Origin of the sequence: Azospirillum sp. 11R-A (assembly GCF_049472615.1) — a bacterium.
Taxonomy (GTDB): Bacteria; Pseudomonadota; Alphaproteobacteria; order Azospirillales; family Azospirillaceae; genus Azospirillum; species Azospirillum palustre.
Map to the genome: position 1 here is coordinate 136191 of NZ_JBCEBL010000013.1, position 15496 is coordinate 151686.

Genomic DNA, 15496 nt, shown 5'->3' on the forward strand with positions numbered 1-15496 from the left:
GCTGCGCTCCCCGATCCACCGTCTTATCGAGCTTCCGGACGCACTTGAGGTCGTTGTCCGCAGCAATATCGACTTATGCCAACAGTCATCCGACATTCCCATCCGGCTGAGGCCATTAATGATTTAGAGTGCTGACATTCAGCAAGATATCGGTTAACTTGGCATCTGGTATACGAAACGCCAGGAACTTGGGATCGCGACAACCAGAAGCGCGAACCACCCAGCAGAGGCCAGAACCGTCGTGACCGCATTCCCTCCGATCATCAGTGCGACGCCGCCCGGCGGCGTTCCCGCCCGCAGCATCCATCCCGGCTCCGGCCGCCGCAAGACGCGCGACCAGCAGAAGGGTCGTCAGGTCGATCCCCTCAGCCTTGACGAGATACGGGCGCTTCTCGGCGACCGTTCCCGACAGCCGGATCTGTTGATCGAGCATCTCCACCTGCTTCAGGACCATTACGGCTGCCTGCATGCCCGCCATCTCGCCGCCTTGGCGAAGGAGATGAAGCTGGCCCTGGTCGAGGTGTTCGAAGTGGCATCCTTCTACGCCCATTTCGACATCGTGATGGACGGAGAGCCGGCTCCGCCGAAGCTGACCATTCGTGTGTGCGACTCGCTGAGCTGTGCGCTGGCCGGAGCCGAACAGTTGCACGAGGCGCTGAAGGCCGGCGTCGACGAGCGTGATGTCCGCGTCGTGCGTGCGCCCTGCATGGGCGGCTGCAACAACGCCCCCGTCGTGGCGATCGGCCATGCCCCGCATGAGAACGCGACGGTCGAGAGCGTGCTCGACGCCGTGGCCCATGGCCATGTCCACCCCGACATTCCCGACTATCTGGGCTTCGACGACTACATCCGCGGCGGCGGCTACAAGATGCTGGCCGAATGCCTGAACGGCGCACGCGACGTCGATGCCGTGCTGAAGGGGCTGGAGGATTCCAGCATCCGCGGCCTGGGCGGTGCCGGTTTCCCCACCGGCCTGAAATGGCGCTATGTCCGGGCGGAGCCGGGGCCGCGCATGATGGCGATCAACGGCGACGAGGGCGAGCCCGGCACCTTCAAGGACCGATTCCATCTGGAGCGCGACCCGCATCGCTTCCTGGAAGGGATGCTGATCGGCGCCTGGACGGTTGAGGCGACCGACGTCTACATCTACCTGCGCGACGAATACCCGCAATGCCGGGAAATCCTGCTGCGCGAAATCCCGAAGGTCGAGGCCGCCGGCTTCGCCCGCCACACCCGCATCCATCTCCGCCGCGGTGCCGGCGCCTACATCTGCGGCGAAGAGTCGGCGATGCTGGAAAGCATCGAAGGCAAGCGCGGGCTGCCCCGGCACAAGCCGCCTTTCCCATCGGTGGTCGGCCTGTTCGGCCGCCCGACGCTGATCAACAACATCGAGACGGTGTTCTGGGTCCGCGAAATCCTGGAGAAGGGCGGAGCGTGGTTCGCCAGCCATGGCCTGAACGGCCGCAAGGGGCTGCGCACCTTCTCGGTCTCCGGTCGGGTCAAGGATCCGGGGGTCAAGCTGGCCCCGGCCGGTATCACCCTGCAGGAGCTGATCGACCAGTATTGCGGCGGCATGGCCGACGGCCACACGCTGAAGGGCTACCTGCCCGGCGGTCCGTCGGGCGGCATCCTGCCGGCAGCGATGGCGAACATTCCGCTCGATTTCGGGACGCTGGAGGCACACGGGTCCTTCATCGGTTCGGCCGCCGTCGTCGTGCTGTCCGACAAGGACAACATGCGCGACGTGGCGCTCAACCTGCTGAAATTCTTCGAGGACGAGAGCTGCGGCCAATGCACGCCCTGTCGGGTCGGCACCGAGAAAGCGGTGCGCCTGATCGGCGAGCCGGAATGGGACGAGGAGTTGCTGGCGGCCCTCGCCACTGTGATGGGCGACGCCTCGATCTGCGGCCTGGGCCAGGCGGCGATGAATCCGATCAAGCTGGTGATGAAGCATTTCCGCGACGACTTCGTGTCGCGCCAGGGCAGGGCCCAGGGTGCCGCCCAGGGCGCAACCGGATCGCAGGGGTAAGGAGACCGACATGTCCAACGGCATCACGTTCACCCTGGACGGCACCGAGGTCGAGGCGCGCAACGGCGAGACGATCTGGCAGGTCGCCACCCGGCTCGGTACCGAGATCCCGCATCTCTGCCATCGGCCGGAACCGGGATACCGCCCGGACGGCAACTGCCGCGCCTGCATGGTCGAGATCGAGGGGGAGCGCGTGCTCGCCGCCTCCTGCATCCGCAAGCCCAAGCCCGGCATGACGGTGCGCACCGCGTCGGAGCGGGCCAAGGCGTCGCGCAAGCTGGTCTTCGAACTGCTGCTGGCCGACCAGCCGGAGCGGGAGAGCGCGCACGACCCCAACTCCACCTTCTGGAACTGGGCCGACAAGGTCGAGATCGCCGGCAGCCGCTTTCCCGCCGTGGACCGGCCGACCAAGACCGACGACATGTCGCATCCGGCGATGGCGGTCCAGCTCGATGCCTGCATCCACTGCAACCTGTGCGTCCGCGCCTGCCGCGAGGTGCAGGTCAACGACGTCATCGGCATGGCGGCGCGTGGGCATCTGGAAAAGATCGTCTTCGATTTCGACGACCCGATGGGACAATCCACCTGCGTCGCCTGCGGCGAGTGCGTGCAGGCCTGCCCGACCGGTGCGCTGATGCCGGCGACTCTGGTGGACGAGAAGGGCGTCTACGCCAACGCACCCGACCGTGAAGTCGACTCCGTCTGCCCATACTGCGGTGTCGGCTGCCAGCTGACCTATAAGATCAAAGACAACAAGATCGTCGCCGTCGACGGCAAGGACGGTCCGTCGAACCAGAATCGCCTGTGCGTGAAGGGCCGCTTCGGCTTCGATTACGCCCATCACGGCGACCGGCTGACCGTGCCGCTGATCCGCAAGGAGGGCGTGTCGAAGCACGACGTCGACATCGACCCGATGAACCCCTTCACCCATTTCCGCGAAGCGAGCTGGGACGAGGCGCTGGCGGTGGCCGCCGGCGGCCTGCGCAAGATCCGCGACGAGCGCGGCGGCAACGCGCTGGCCGGCTTCGGATCGGCCAAGGGGTCGAACGAGGAGGCCTATCTCTTCCAGAAGCTGGTCCGCACCGGCTTCGGCACCAACAACGTCGATCACTGCACCCGGCTCTGCCATGCCTCGTCGGTCGCGGCATTGATCGAGGGTGTCGGGTCGGGGGCGGTGTCGGCGCCCTTCATGGCGGCGGAGGATGCCGAGGTCATTGTCATCATCGGCGCCAACCCGACGGAGAACCATCCCGTCGCCGCCACCTTCTTCAAGAACGCGGCGGAACGTGGCGCCAAGCTGATCGTCATGGACCCGCGCGGTCTCGCCATGGCGCGCCACGCCACGCACATGCTGCAGTTCACGCCGGGCCGCGACGTGTCGATGCTGAACGCCATCCTCCACACCATCATCGCGGAGGGGCTGTACGACCGCCAATACGTCCAGGCCAACACCGAGGATTTCGAGGCGCTGGCCGAAACGGTGAAGGATTACCCGCCGGAGGAAATGGAGAAGGTCTGCGGCATTCCCGCGGCCACCTTGCGCACGGTGGCCCGGCTGTTCGCACGGTCCAAGGCGTCGATCATCTTCTGGGGCATGGGCGTGTCGCAGCACATCCACGGCACCGACAACAGCCGCTGCCTGATCGCGCTGTCGCTGGTCACCGGCCAGATCGGCCGCCCCGGCACCGGCCTGCATCCGCTGCGCGGCCAGAACAACGTCCAGGGCGCGTCCGACGCCGGCCTGATCCCGATGTTCTACCCCGACTACAAGTCGGTCGAGGATCCGGAGGTCCAGTCCTTCTATGAAAATTACTGGGGCACCAAGCTGGACGGCAAGCGTGGCCTGACGGTGGTCGAGATCATGGACGCCATCCATGACGGCCGGATCAACGGCCTCTACATCGAGGGCGAGAATCCGGCGATGTCCGATCCGGATGTGACCCACGCCCGCGAGGCGCTGGCGATGCTCGACCATCTGGTGGTGCAGGACATCTTCCTGACCGAGACGGCCAAATACGCCGACGTGGTGCTGCCGGCCTCGGCCTGGCCGGAGAAGGACGGCACCGTCATCAACACCAACCGTCAGGTCCAGATGGGCCGTGCCGCGGTGCCGCTGCCGGGCGAGGCGCGCCAGGATCTGTGGATCATCCAGGACATGGCGCGCGGGCTGGGCCTCAACTGGAACTATACCCACGTGTCGGAGGTGTTCACCGAGATGGTCGGTGCCATGCCGTCGCTCGCCAACATCAGCTGGGAGCGGGTGGAGCGCGAAGGCTCCGTCACCTATCCGGTCGACAGTCCGGACCAGCCGGGCCACGACATCGTCTTCGGCAACGGCTTTCCGACGAAGACGGGCCGCGGGCGCTTCGTGCCGGCGCGGCCGATCAACCCGGCGGAGACGCCGGACCTCGACTATCCGCTGGTCCTCACCACCGGCCGCCAGCTGGAGCATTGGCACACCGGGTCGATGACCCGCCGGTCGAGCGTGCTGGATGCGGTGGAGCCGGAGGCAGTGGCCTATGTCTCCCCGCATGACCTCACCCGCGCCGGGATGAGAACCGGCGACTACATGCTGGTGTCGAGCCGTCGCGGCACGATCCGCCTGAAAGCGCGCATCGACGACCGCATGCCGGTGGGGCTGGTCTTCATCCCCTTCGCCTACGCGGAAGCGGCGGCGAATGTGCTGACCAACCCGCAGCTCGATCCTTTCGGCAAGATCCCGGAGTTCAAATACTGCGCGATCAAGATCGAGAAGGCGCAGATGGCCGAGGCGGCGGAGTAGCGAGGTTGAAACCGGTCCCGCAGGCGGCGTGCGCGCCGCCGCCTGCGGCCCCACGGCTGGCTTTGCTACCGTTACGACGGCTCCCGTGCGCCGGTCAGCACCACGCCCACCCCGGCGGCCTGCGGGACGATCTCCAGCTTTTCCACCTGCACCCGGGCGAAGACCGCCTGCGGCGGCGACAGGCACAGCGCCAGCAGTTTCTCCGCCAGCACCTCCAGCAGTTGGATGTGCGGGCTTTGCATGAAGGCTTCGACGCCCTTGATCAGGTATTCGTAGGAGACGACGGCGTCGAGATCGTCGACGAAGGGCCGGTTCGGCACCTCCACCGTGACGGTCAGGCTGACCCGCACGCGCTGGGTCCGGACCTTCTCATGGTCCCAGACGCCGATGCGGAAATCGCCGACATAGTCGTGCAGCACCAGATCGTAGCGGCGCATCAGGGCCGCCGTGCGCGGTGGCGGCGGTCGCAGGACGTTCATGATGCTGCTGTAGCCGCTTTGTGATTCGTCCGGCATTCCTCGATCCTCCCCGCCGCCCGCTTACCGCTTTTGCGGCGCATGCTCTGCCAGCCGATGATCGACCAGCCAGCCGACGCCGCGCGACCATGCGGTCTCGGTGTCGCCGCGGATGTCGCCGCGCGCCGTTGTCACCGCTTGGCCGGTGCCGACATCCTCGACGACCACGCCGATCCACAGGATCAGGCTGCTGACCTTGCGGACGATGCCGAAGACGACCAGATCGGCCCCGGCCGCCCGTGCGATGTCGCGCTCGCAGCCGTTGCAGGATCGGATCGCCGTTCCCGGCGGCACCAGTCCGGCGGTGGCCGCATCGCCGATCACGTCATACCCCTTGGCATCGAGGGCATGGCGCAACTCCGCGCTGACCCGTTTCAGCCGCTCCGCATGCTCCACGGATGGGGCTTCGCCGCTGCTGTCCTCCAGTTCGAGGTCCAACACCAGCGTCCGCGCCGATGCCGGTACCGGCAAAGCGACCGTCGCAACAGCGATGATAGCGGCTGCGGCCCACCTCCCCACATGATCCATCGGGCTTCTCCTTTTGCGCAGCGGTTCCGATTGCGCCGGATCGTTTGCGGAGCCATCATTCCTGCTATGCAACGATATTCCTCCGTCCTCGGACCCGCCTTCGCCGCGGCTCTGGCCATCGCCGCGGGCGCCGGATTGCCCGCCGCTGCCATTGCGCAGGACCCGAAGAACCCCGACTGGCCCTGCCAGCAAATCCTCGTTCCCAGCTTGTCCCCGGCTTCGGTCTGGGATGGCCCGTCCCTCGACGGCCTGATGGACGAGTGGCAACGAGACCCCGCGGTCGCCGCCCTGGTCCGGCGCGCCGCCGACGACAGTATCGATCCCGCGACGCTGGAACCGCAGGCCGAAGCGCTGGCGGGGCCGGTCAAGCAGGACGCGGAACAGGAGCACGATCGCAGGCTCGCCCTGGTGTTCGCCGGAACCTTCCAGACGCTGGATCGTCAGCGCACCGCCGCCATCGCCTCCATCGAGCGGTACGCCCAGCACCAGCGTGCCCTGCGCGACCGCATCGCCGCCAGCCTGCGCGATCTCGACGCCGCATCGGGCGACGCGGCCCGCGCGAAGGAGATCAAGGATGCCATCGCCTGGGACCGCCGCATTCTCGACGACCGCCGCCGGTCGCAGACCGCCGTGTGCGAGCAGCCGGCACGGATCGAGCAGCGGCTTGGTCAGATCGCCCGGATGCTGACGGCGTTGCTGTCCTGAGCGGAACACTCAGTTCGCAACCTTCGATGCAGGGCTTGAGGATGCGGGGTTCGGCTCCGGTTCGACCGTGACCAGCTCGTGCCCCGCCGCCGTCCAGCCTTCGGTGCCGGCCGGGAACCACTTGACCGACTGATAGCCCAGGGCGACCGCGCGCTTGGCCGCATTCCAGCTCATCCAGCAGTCGGGCTGGCAGAACACCACCAGCGGACGCCTGCGGTCACCCGCGGTCAGGGCCTCTAAGCCGGTGCGGAGATAGGCCTCCTGTTCGTCCGATGGCGCACCGTAGCCGACATTCGGCAGCCAATGGGCGCCGGGAAGGCTGCGATGCGGTGGCGGCACCCAACGGCTGTCCGCCGTCAGACCCGCAGGTTTCGGTGGCGTCGGCAGCACGTCGATCAGGACGGCACCGGCCTTCGCCAGCCGCTCCACCTCCGCCGCTCCCACCGTTTCGGCGCCACGCAGGCCGGGTGGGGTGGGGGAGCGGTAATCGGCCATGCGATAGCCGTCCGGTTCCGCCATCTCTGCCCGGATGGTTCCGTCGGCATTGACCAGCGGGACATGGTATTCGGCGAGGATGCGGTCGATGTCGCCCTGACGGCGGACGATGAAGTCGTTCAGCCAGTGCCGCCAGTCCGGCTCGTCCGGACGGAGCCCCATGGAGATCATGTACTGAAAGGGCGAAGCCCCCGGTTCGTCCATCAGCGGCACGACCGCCAGCGGCACCTGTTGCCGGGCGGCGAAATAGCCGGCAATCGGCCCCCAGACGATGGCGGCATCGGTGCGTGCCGCCGCCACGTCCTCCACCGCCTGCTGGGCCGGATGGTGGGCGCGCGTGTCGGTGTCGAGCTGGTAGGGCTCCATCTTGATCAACCCATGGCGCAGCATCACCGCAGAAGGCGGCGTGCGGGCGACGACGCCGATGCGTGCACCCTGCAGCGACGGATCGGCCAGCGTCTTCGCCGTGATTCCGGAATCCTTCCGATAGATCAGCGCATAGGTCGACCGATAATAGGGATTGGTGTTCTGCATCAGCTCTTCGCCGACTGCGGTGCCCATCACCAGATCGCATTGACGGGTGCGCAGCGTGTTGCGGACGAAGCCGATGGTCTGCGGCCACCATGTGAAGGCCAACGGCACCTTCAGATCGTCGGCGATCAGCTGGGCGATCCGGTTCTCGAACCCCTCGCGGCGATCGTTGGAGAAGGGAAGCAGGCTGGCATCGGCGCAGACGCGCAGCACCTCGGTGGGGATGCCCTCTGCCGCACTGGCAGGCTGGCCAATGGACGCAGCCGCCGCGCAGAGCGCGACGGCCAGGTACTGGACACGCCTGGAACAGGAGAGTCGGCGGGTCATGCCGGACTCACGACGGCGCTTTGAACCGCTCGGGCCGTCCACGGCCGATCTTATCGTCCGAGCGCGCCTTCAGATAGCGGTAGATGTCGGCGAGGTTGAGCATCACGTTGGGATCGGACCCGAAGGTCGGCATCACCTTGTCGCCGGTGGCGCCCATGTTCTTGCGGCCGTTGGTCACCACGTCGGTGAATTGCCAATAGTCTATCCGCTTCAGTGAATCGGCCAGCGCCGGCGCGAAGGACGAACCGAGCCCGTCCGGCCCGTGACAGACATGGCAGGACGAGGCATAGCGCCGATATCCGTTGTAGGTCCCCTGGTCCACCTTGCCGTCCCGCACGGCGTAGAGCGGCACGCCCTGATCGTCCACCAGTTCCTCCGGGTCGGCGACCTTCGCCTCCTGCGCGGCGTTTCCGCCGGATGGCGCCTGGGTGGTCGGAGCCTGGGCGGTTGGGCTTTGCGTAGCCGGAGTTTGAGCGGTTTGCGTCTGGTTCGGCGGTGTTGGGCTCTGCTCCGGTTTCTGTGCTGCATCCTGCTGGCCGAATGCGGTGCCGAGGGTCACGGTTGCGGTGAACCCGACGGCGGCGCACAGCCCGATCAGGTATTTGGGCATCTTGCTTTCTCTCCCCACTGCCTTCATGCGTAGGCGCCATCAGCCTTGAAATTATGCGGGCGCCGGTCTCCAGCCTTGGGAGCCGGCGCCCGCTTGTTCGTTACTGAGTGTCCGGCAAGGCGAAGACGGTCAGCGTGCCGCCCAGCTGGGTGTATTCGCCCAGCGCCTTGTGCGCGCCGACGGCGCCCAGCCCTTCCTGTTCGCCGGTCAGACCGGCGGCCAGCCCGATGCCGGCCCAGCCGCCGACACCCGACAGCACGGCGATGTATTGCTTGCCCTTGTGCATGTAGGTGTTGACGTTGCCGATGATGCCGGACGAGGTCTTGAAGTTGTAGAGGTCCTTGCCGTCCTTCAGGTCGAACGCCTTCAGATAGCCTTCCAGCGTCCCGTAGAAGCCGACGCCGCCCTTGGTCGACAGGGCGCCGCTCCACACCGCGAAACGTTCGGGCTTCGACCAGACGATCTTGCCGGCGGACGGATCCCAGGCGATGAAGTTGCCCATGCCGCCATGGGAATCGGGCGCAGGATACATGCTGAGCGTCGCGCCGACATAGGGCTGGCCGGCGGAATACTCCACCTTGAACGGCTCGTAATCCATGCAGATGTGGTTGGTCGGCACATAGATCAGGCCGCTGTCGGGCGAGTAGCTGGCCGGCTGCTGGTCCTTGGAGCCCAGCGCCGCCGGGCAGACGCCGGTGGTGTTGTGATCCTCGCCCTGGGCGAAGGTGCTGTACTTGTCGTTCACCTTCGGCCGGCCGGTCTTCATGTCGATCTCGCTCGCCCAGTTGACGGACGGATCGTATTTCTGAGCGACCAGCAGCTCGCCGTTGGTGCGGTCGATGGTATAGGCGAAGCCGTTGCGGTCGAAATTGATCAGCGCCTTGCGTTTGCCCCCGCCGATGGTGACGTCGGCCAGGATGTTCTCGTTGACGCCGTCATAATCCCATTCGTCGAAGGGCGTCTTCTGGAACACCCATTTCGCCTGTCCGGTGTCGGCATCGCGGGCGAAGATGGTCATCGACCATTTGTTGTCGCTCTTGGCCCGGTCCTTGTCGACTGCGCGCTGCGCCGGGTTCCAGGTGCCCGGGTTGCCGGTGCCGTAATAGATCAGGTTCAGTTCGGGATCGTAGGTGTACCAGCCCCAGGTGGTGCCGCCGCCGATCTTCCACTGGTCGGCCGGCCAGGTCTTGATGCCGAGGTCGGGCTCGCCGATCGGCTTGCCGAGCATCATCGTCTTCTGCGGGTCGATCATCACGTCCTTGTCGGGACCGGTCGAATAGGCCCGCCACACCATCTTGCCGGAGTTGATGTCGTAAGCGGTCAGATGGCCGCGCACGCCGAACTCGCCGCCGCTGATGCCGACATAGACCTTGTCCTTCACCACCAGCGGGGCGGCGGTCAGCGTCTCGCCCTTGCTGGCGTCGCCGTTCTTGGCCGACCACAGCACCTTGCCGGTTTCGGTGTCCAGCGCCACCAGCGTGTTGTCGGCCTGACCCAGGAACAGCTTGTTGCCGGCGACCGCCACACCGCGGGTGACGGTGTCGCAGCACATCACGGGGATGACGGACGAATCCTGTCTCGGCTCATACTTCCACTTGATGCGGCCGTTGTCATTGAGATCGAGCGCATAGACGTTGTTGGGGAAGGGCGTCGAGATGTACATCGTGTCGCCCACCACGATGGGACCGCCTTCGTGGCCGCGAAGCACGCCGGTGGAGAACTGCCACACCGGGCGCAGGTTCTTCACGTTGTCGCGGGTGATCTGGTCGAGCGTGCTGTAACGCTGGCCGGCATAATTTCCAAGCTGCAATGCCCAGTTGGACGGGTCCTTCTGGTTCTTCAGAATGTCGTCGTTGGCGAAGGCACCAGTGGGTATGGCGGCGGTGGCCGCCTGGATCGCGGCGGTGACGAGCAGACAGCGCACAAAGGGGTTCATGTGTTTCCTCCCGTTTTTTCGGCGGTCGTCCGTGGTCCCAGAAACTCGTGCGGCGGCAGGCGGCGGCTTCCGTGAAAGGCGATCTACAGAGAGGGCGTTCTCCCTCGACGATGGACACGTGACGTCGAACTGAGAGACGTCGGGCGGTTCGGTTACCGGCGCTCAGATTTCGAACTGTTTTGGCATCGCAGGCGTGCCGGTCCTAAATGACGGGACACGACTGTTGGCGGGGTTCTAAACTGCCCCGCACTCTGTTGGCGATACTGACAATCAGTTTGATCAAATAAAGATAGGCTGTGAAGATTATTTTCCGCCACCGTTCGAAAGTTTTCGAAAGAGGCGGAATAACGGGTAGGGAGAGACTGAAGAGTTAATCCGTAAGATCGCTAACACCGAATCTGACGCTCCCGATATCAGGCCTGTTCGGCCGGACCACCCCGCCGCGCCCAGAAACCACGCCCCGGATCGTAGGCCAGAACCGCCGCACCCAGGAACAGGGCGAGACAGCCGGTGACCCACAGCAGCGCGGCGACATCGACTCGGAGATACAGGCTGAAGCGGATCAGTTCCACCGCCTGGGTGAAAGGGTTCCAGGCGGCGATCTGGTAGAGTGCCGGGCTGCCCTCCCTGATCCGCCAGAGCGGATAGAGGGCGGAGGAGGCGAAGAACATCGGAAAGATCACGAAGTTCATCACCCCGGCGAAATTCTCCAGTTGCCGGACGAAGGACGACAGCAGCAGGCCGAGCGCCCCCAGCATCAGCCCGCTGAGCAGCAGCGCCGGTAGGGCTGCGAGATAGCCCAGCGGCGGCGGCTCCACCCCCCACAGCCATGCGATGCCGAGAAACACATAAACCTGGGCAATCGACACCGCGACACCCGCCAGCAGCTTGGCGACCAGCAGATACCAGCGCGGCAGGGGACTGACCAGCAACGTTCGCATGCTGCCCATCTCACGGTCATAGACCATCGACAGTGAGTTCTGCATGCCGTTGAACAGCTGGATCATCGCGACCAGCCCCGGAACCACATACTCGTCGTAGAGGATGTAGGTTTCGTAAGGCGGGATGATCGACACGCCCAGCACGGCCCGGAAGCCGACGGCGAAGATCGCCAGCCAGACCAGCGGCCGGACCAGGGCGGCGAAGAAGCGCTCGCGCTGGTGCAGGAAACGCAGGCCTTCGCGCACGATGATGCTGCGCAGGCAGTACCAGTAGGTTGCGGCGCTCATGGACGGTGCTCCCCCGTGGTCAGGGCGGCGAAGGCGGCGGGCAGGGCGGCGGTGGCGGTCTCGGCGCAGACCCTCCGCACCGTGCCGGAGGCGCGCAGCCGACCCTGGTGCAGCACGGCGACGGAATCCTCGTCGGTCGCCTCGTCCATCAAATGGGTGGCCCACAGGACCGCCAGCCCCTGCTCCCGGCACAGCGCGCGGACATGGGTCAGAATGTGGCGGCGCGAGTCCGCATCCAGACCGACCGTCGGCTCGTCGAGCAGCAACAGGCTCGGCCGGTGCAGCAGTGCACGGGCAATCTCTACCCGCCTTCGCTGACCGCCGGACAGGGCGCGGACCTTGTCGTCGCCGCGGTCGGCAAGGCCGATGCGCGCCAGTTCCTCCCGCGCGCGGGCTTCGCAGTCGGAGGGCGACATTCCATGCAGGCCGCCGTGATAGTGCAGGTTCTGCCGGACGGTGAGATCGAGGTCGAGCGTCGGCTGCTGGAACACCACGCCGATCCGCTCCAACGCGCGGGTCGGCTGGCGCCGCAGGTCGAAGCCGAAGAGGCGGATGGCACCGGTCCGGTTGGAATAGAGCCGGGTGATCAACGAGAACAGCGTGGTCTTTCCCGCCCCGTTCAGGCCCAGCAGCATGGTGAATCCGCCGGGCGCCACGGCGAAGGACACGCGATCCAGCGCCACGCGCTTGCCGAAATTGTGGCTCAACTCTTCCACCGCCAGGGCGGGAGGGCCATGGATCGCAGGAATCGGCGGAGGCTCTGCAGGGATCGCGGCTTCGTACATCCTGTCTTCCCCAGGACACACCCTGTTCGATGCCGGAGTCAAATCCGGTGGGCGGCGGTCGCCATGCTTCGGAAGGGTCATTGCAAAGAGATCGTTCGCGTCTGATTGTTGGCACTGCAAACGATTGTTCAAGATGCTTTTCCGAGGGGGGGGAGCTTGACCCCGACGGCAGTTCCGGAATTCGTCGTGGTTGCGCTGTCGGCACGGGCGCTGTCGGCCAGCGCCTGCCGCGGCGGGCGCAGCGTCGCCGCCATCGATCTGTTCGCCGATGCGGATACGGCTGCCATGGCAGGCCCCTGCTTGAACCTGCCGTCGCGCCGGCTGCGCATTTCCGCCGGCGCATTGCGGCGGGCGCTGGCCTTGCCCGATTTGCGCGGGCTGCCACTGGTCTATGGCGCGGGGTTCGAGGAGCAACCCGATCTTCTGGCGGCGCTTGCCCGCGTCCGGTCGGTGGTCGGCAACCGCGCAGAAGCGGTGGCGCAGGTGAAGGATCCTCTCGCCTTCGCAGCCCTGCTCGCCCGTCTCGGCATTCCGCATCCGGAGGTCTCGCTATCACTGCCGGACCGCGACGGCTGGCTGGTGAAGCGCGCAGGCGCCAGCGGTGGCGGTCACATCCGGCGGGCCTCCACGCGTCTGCCGGCCGGCCATTATGCCCAGCGCCGCGTGGATGGGCGTCCGGTGTCCCTGCTGTTTCTGGCCGACGGCCGTCGCATCCTGCCGGTGGGCTTCAGCCGGCAATGGGTGGCGCCGGCACCCAGGCAGCCCTACCGTTACGGCGGGGCGGTCGGCCCGTTGCCGGCTTGCGGAGGGATGGGCGCGGCGATGATCGATGCGGCGGCAACGATCACCGAAGCGGTTGGGCTGGTCGGGCTGAACAGCGCCGATTTCCTGGTAGGGTCCGCCGGATGGTGCCTGCTGGAGATCAACCCGCGACCGGGAGCGACGCTCGACCTGTTCGACCGTCCGCCGATGCCCAGCCTGTTCGGCCTGCATCTGGCGGCCTGCGCCGGGCAACTGCCGGCCGCACTGCCGCCGCTTGCCGGCTGCCGCGCCGCCATGGTCGTCTACGCCACGGCTCCCGTCCATTTGCCGGAGGGACTGCGCTGGCCGGACTGGACAGCCGACCGGCCGCAAACGCCTGCGCATGTCCCGGCCGGAGCGCCGCTTTGCACCGTGCTTGCCGACGCAGACGGCCTGCTGGAGGCCCGGCGCCTTGCCGGCCGGTACGCCCGGACGCTGTACCGGCTCTCCACCATGGTGGAGGCGGCATGAGCGGCGCAGTCGCCTTGTTCACCGACGGAGCCGATTGGCATGCGGCACGCCTGGAGCGGGCATTCGCGCGCCGCGGTGTCGAATGCCGGCGCGTTTCGTTGAGCGCCTGCGGCTTCGCCGTCGGACGGACGCTGACCGATCTTCTGCTGCCGGGCTTTGGCGACAGCCTGCCGTCCGGTGCTTTCGTGAGGGTGATCGGTCAGGGCAGCTTCGAACAGGTGACGCTGCGCTTGGGGGTGCTTCACGCGCTCGACCGGTTGGGCGTCCCCGTCTACAACACCGCCCGGGCCATCGAACGCTGTGTGGACAAGAGCGCCACCAGTTTCCTGCTGGCCCGGTCCGGCCTGCCGACGCCTCCCTCCGTCGCCGTTCAATCCGCCGATATGGCGCATGCCGTGGTGGAGAACACGCCGGACTGCGTGCTGAAGCCGCTGTTCGGCGCTCAGGGACGCGGCCTGCGCCGCCTGTCCACCCCAGACGATGTGCCGGAGTCCGAGGCGGTGGCCGGCGTCTATTACCTTCAATCTTTCGTGCCGCCGCGCCGGGAGGGCGAGTGGCGCGATTGCCGGGTCTTCGTCGTGGGAGGGCATGCGGTGGCCGCCATGATCCGCCATGGCCGCAGTTGGATCACCAATGTGCATCAGGGCGCCCGCTGCGAGGCCGTGGCCCCGGACGGCACCGCCGCCGATCTGGCAGTGCGCGCCGCCGCTGCCGTGGGGGCGGATTATGCCGGTGTCGATCTGATCGCCGATCCTGGCGACGGCGACCGCTGGCTGGTGCTGGAGGTCAATTCGATGCCGGCTTGGCAGGGCCTGCAATCGGTCAGCAAGATCGATATCGCCGATGCGCTGGCCGCCGATTTCCTGTGCCGGATCGATGCCGTTTCATCGAGGGAACCGCGATGACTGCTCGCCTGCTGCGTCTCTATCCCGGGGCGCCTGAGGACATCGCACTGTCCGGCGCCTATCTCGCTCACCGCCTTCATGAGCAGGGGAGTGCCGGCGCACCGTTCGTCTATGCCAGCTTTGTCGGCAGCCTGGATGGGCGCATCGCCTTCCGCGACCCCGCCACCGGGGAAAGCCGGCTGCCGGCCGGGCTGGTCAGCGGCAACGACTTCCGGCTGTTCCTCGAACTTCAGGCGCAGGCGGACTGTCTGGTCACCCATGGCGGTTACCTGCGCGACCTTGCGGCGGGCCGGTTGGACGACGTTCTGCAAATCGGCACACAGCAGGCCACGCGGGATCTGGCGCAGTGGCGGGCGGACAACGGCCTTCTACCCCAGCCTGCCGTGGTCATCGCCAGCGCCAGCCTGGACTTCCCGATGCCGGTCTCGCCCGCAAGGCATGGTCAGCGCGTGATTGTCGCCACCGGTGCAGGGGCTCCGCCCGAGCGGGTCGCGCACTGGCTGCGCGCCGGCTATGAGGTGCTGGTCGCCGGTGCCGGCGCGTCGGTGGAAGGCGGGACCCTGGTCCGCGAACTCGGCAGCCGGGAGCTGCGCAGCATCTATCTGCTGACGGGGCCGCGGATGCTCGACACCATGCTGCGCGATCGGGTGCTTTCACGGCTTTACCTCACCACCGCGCATCGCCTGCTCGGTGGTGAGAGTTTCCACACCATGCTGTCGGGCCCGGAGCTGGGTAATGCCGGCCGGCTGCGGCTCTGCGCGCTCCACTACGATGTGGGCGCGCCGGACGATGCGGGGCAGTTCTTCGTCCATTTCGAGCCGCTGCCGGCCTGAGTTGACGACGTGCA

At 66.7% G+C, this 15496-nt stretch carries 13 protein-coding genes; 6 read left to right on the plus strand and 7 right to left on the minus strand.

Going from position 1 to position 15496, the window contains the following annotated elements; all coding sequences use genetic code 11:
• Nucleotides 1–241: 241 nt before the first annotated feature.
• Together VH569_RS18815 and fdhF are read left to right on the plus strand one after the other, a co-directional pair.
• The gene (locus tag VH569_RS18815) at nucleotides 242–2029 is read left to right on the plus strand and encodes an NAD(P)H-dependent oxidoreductase subunit E (RefSeq protein ID WP_423316947.1); all 1788 of its coding nucleotides are present in this window, start codon (nucleotides 242–244) and stop codon (nucleotides 2027–2029) included.
• Between the two features lie 10 nt (nucleotides 2030–2039).
• Nucleotides 2040–4811 (plus strand): formate dehydrogenase subunit alpha, encoded by a 2772-nt coding sequence (gene fdhF, locus VH569_RS18820; protein ID WP_423316949.1) that lies wholly within the window; start codon nucleotides 2040–2042, stop codon nucleotides 4809–4811.
• A 71-nt stretch (nucleotides 4812–4882) separates the two neighbouring features.
• Here the strand turns inward: fdhF and VH569_RS18825 are convergent, their stop codons facing one another.
• Both VH569_RS18825 and VH569_RS18830 read right to left on the minus strand, forming a co-directional pair.
• Nucleotides 4883–5326: a dihydroneopterin aldolase gene (locus tag VH569_RS18825; protein WP_423316951.1), complete on the minus strand. Its 444-nt coding sequence runs from the start codon at nucleotides 5324–5326 to the stop codon at nucleotides 4883–4885.
• Nucleotides 5327–5350: 24 nt separating this feature from the next.
• Nucleotides 5351–5767, minus strand: a complete 417-nt coding sequence (locus tag VH569_RS18830) for a DUF3280 domain-containing protein (protein WP_423316953.1) — start codon at nucleotides 5765–5767, stop codon at nucleotides 5351–5353.
• Nucleotides 5768–5920: 153 nt separating this feature from the next.
• Here VH569_RS18830 and VH569_RS18835 point away from each other — a divergent pair, with 153 nt between their 5' ends.
• Complete coding sequence (locus tag VH569_RS18835; RefSeq protein ID WP_423316954.1) at nucleotides 5921–6559, plus strand: hypothetical protein; 639 nt, start codon at nucleotides 5921–5923, stop codon at nucleotides 6557–6559.
• A 9-nt stretch (nucleotides 6560–6568) separates the two neighbouring features.
• Here the strand turns inward: VH569_RS18835 and VH569_RS18840 are convergent, their stop codons facing one another.
• From VH569_RS18840 to VH569_RS18860, 5 genes are all read right to left on the minus strand, one after another.
• The gene (locus tag VH569_RS18840; RefSeq protein ID WP_423316956.1) at nucleotides 6569–7912 is read right to left on the minus strand and encodes a quinoprotein dehydrogenase-associated putative ABC transporter substrate-binding protein; all 1344 of its coding nucleotides are present in this window, start codon (nucleotides 7910–7912) and stop codon (nucleotides 6569–6571) included.
• 7 nt (nucleotides 7913–7919) lie between these two features.
• The gene (locus tag VH569_RS18845; RefSeq protein ID WP_423316957.1) at nucleotides 7920–8522 is read right to left on the minus strand and encodes a c-type cytochrome; all 603 of its coding nucleotides are present in this window, start codon (nucleotides 8520–8522) and stop codon (nucleotides 7920–7922) included.
• 100 nt (nucleotides 8523–8622) lie between these two features.
• The gene (locus tag VH569_RS18850) at nucleotides 8623–10458 is read right to left on the minus strand and encodes a methanol/ethanol family PQQ-dependent dehydrogenase (protein ID WP_098736894.1); all 1836 of its coding nucleotides are present in this window, start codon (nucleotides 10456–10458) and stop codon (nucleotides 8623–8625) included.
• A gap of 413 nt (nucleotides 10459–10871) precedes the next feature.
• Nucleotides 10872–11687, minus strand: a complete 816-nt coding sequence (locus VH569_RS18855; protein WP_109047346.1) for an ABC transporter permease — start codon at nucleotides 11685–11687, stop codon at nucleotides 10872–10874.
• Complete coding sequence (locus VH569_RS18860; protein ID WP_423316960.1) at nucleotides 11684–12472, minus strand: ABC transporter ATP-binding protein; 789 nt, start codon at nucleotides 12470–12472, stop codon at nucleotides 11684–11686. Before VH569_RS18860 ends, VH569_RS18855 begins: the two co-directional genes overlap by 4 nt.
• 156 nt (nucleotides 12473–12628) lie before the next feature.
• On the opposite strand from VH569_RS18860, the gene VH569_RS18865 reads away from it, so the two are divergent.
• From VH569_RS18865 to VH569_RS18875, 3 genes are read left to right on the plus strand one after another with little or no spacing between them, the layout of a single operon-like run.
• Complete coding sequence (locus VH569_RS18865; RefSeq protein ID WP_423316962.1) at nucleotides 12629–13744, plus strand: ATP-grasp domain-containing protein; 1116 nt, start codon at nucleotides 12629–12631, stop codon at nucleotides 13742–13744.
• Entirely contained in the window at nucleotides 13741–14649 is a 909-nt protein-coding gene (locus tag VH569_RS18870) for a RimK family alpha-L-glutamate ligase (RefSeq protein WP_423316964.1), read from the plus strand. The genes VH569_RS18865 and VH569_RS18870 overlap by 4 nt, the downstream gene beginning before the upstream one ends.
• A complete protein-coding gene (locus VH569_RS18875) occupies nucleotides 14646–15482 on the plus strand; it encodes a RibD family protein (RefSeq protein ID WP_423316966.1) in 837 nt (278 codons plus the stop codon). Before VH569_RS18870 ends, VH569_RS18875 begins: the two co-directional genes overlap by 4 nt.
• Nucleotides 15483–15496 lie beyond the last annotated feature (14 nt).

What these genes read in the sequence shown, in the direction of transcription:
- VH569_RS18875 (WP_423316966.1), top strand. Translation starts at nt 14,646, where the DNA reads ATGACTGCTCGCCTGCTGCGTCTCTATCCCGGGGCGCCTGAGGACATC.
- fdhF (WP_423316949.1), top strand. Translation starts at nt 2,040, where the DNA reads ATGTCCAACGGCATCACGTTCACCCTGGACGGCACCGAGGTCGAGGCG.
- VH569_RS18840 (WP_423316956.1), bottom strand. Translation starts at nt 7,912, where the DNA reads ATGACCCGCCGACTCTCCTGTTCCAGGCGTGTCCAGTACCTGGCCGTC.
- VH569_RS18825 (WP_423316951.1), bottom strand. Translation starts at nt 5,326, where the DNA reads ATGCCGGACGAATCACAAAGCGGCTACAGCAGCATCATGAACGTCCTG.
- VH569_RS18845 (WP_423316957.1), bottom strand. Translation starts at nt 8,522, where the DNA reads ATGCCCAAATACCTGATCGGGCTGTGCGCCGCCGTCGGGTTCACCGCA.
- VH569_RS18870 (WP_423316964.1), top strand. Translation starts at nt 13,741, where the DNA reads ATGAGCGGCGCAGTCGCCTTGTTCACCGACGGAGCCGATTGGCATGCG.
- VH569_RS18855 (WP_109047346.1), bottom strand. Translation starts at nt 11,687, where the DNA reads ATGAGCGCCGCAACCTACTGGTACTGCCTGCGCAGCATCATCGTGCGC.
- VH569_RS18860 (WP_423316960.1), bottom strand. Translation starts at nt 12,472, where the DNA reads ATGTACGAAGCCGCGATCCCTGCAGAGCCTCCGCCGATTCCTGCGATC.
- VH569_RS18850 (WP_098736894.1), bottom strand. Translation starts at nt 10,458, where the DNA reads ATGAACCCCTTTGTGCGCTGTCTGCTCGTCACCGCCGCGATCCAGGCG.
- VH569_RS18835 (WP_423316954.1), top strand. Translation starts at nt 5,921, where the DNA reads ATGCAACGATATTCCTCCGTCCTCGGACCCGCCTTCGCCGCGGCTCTG.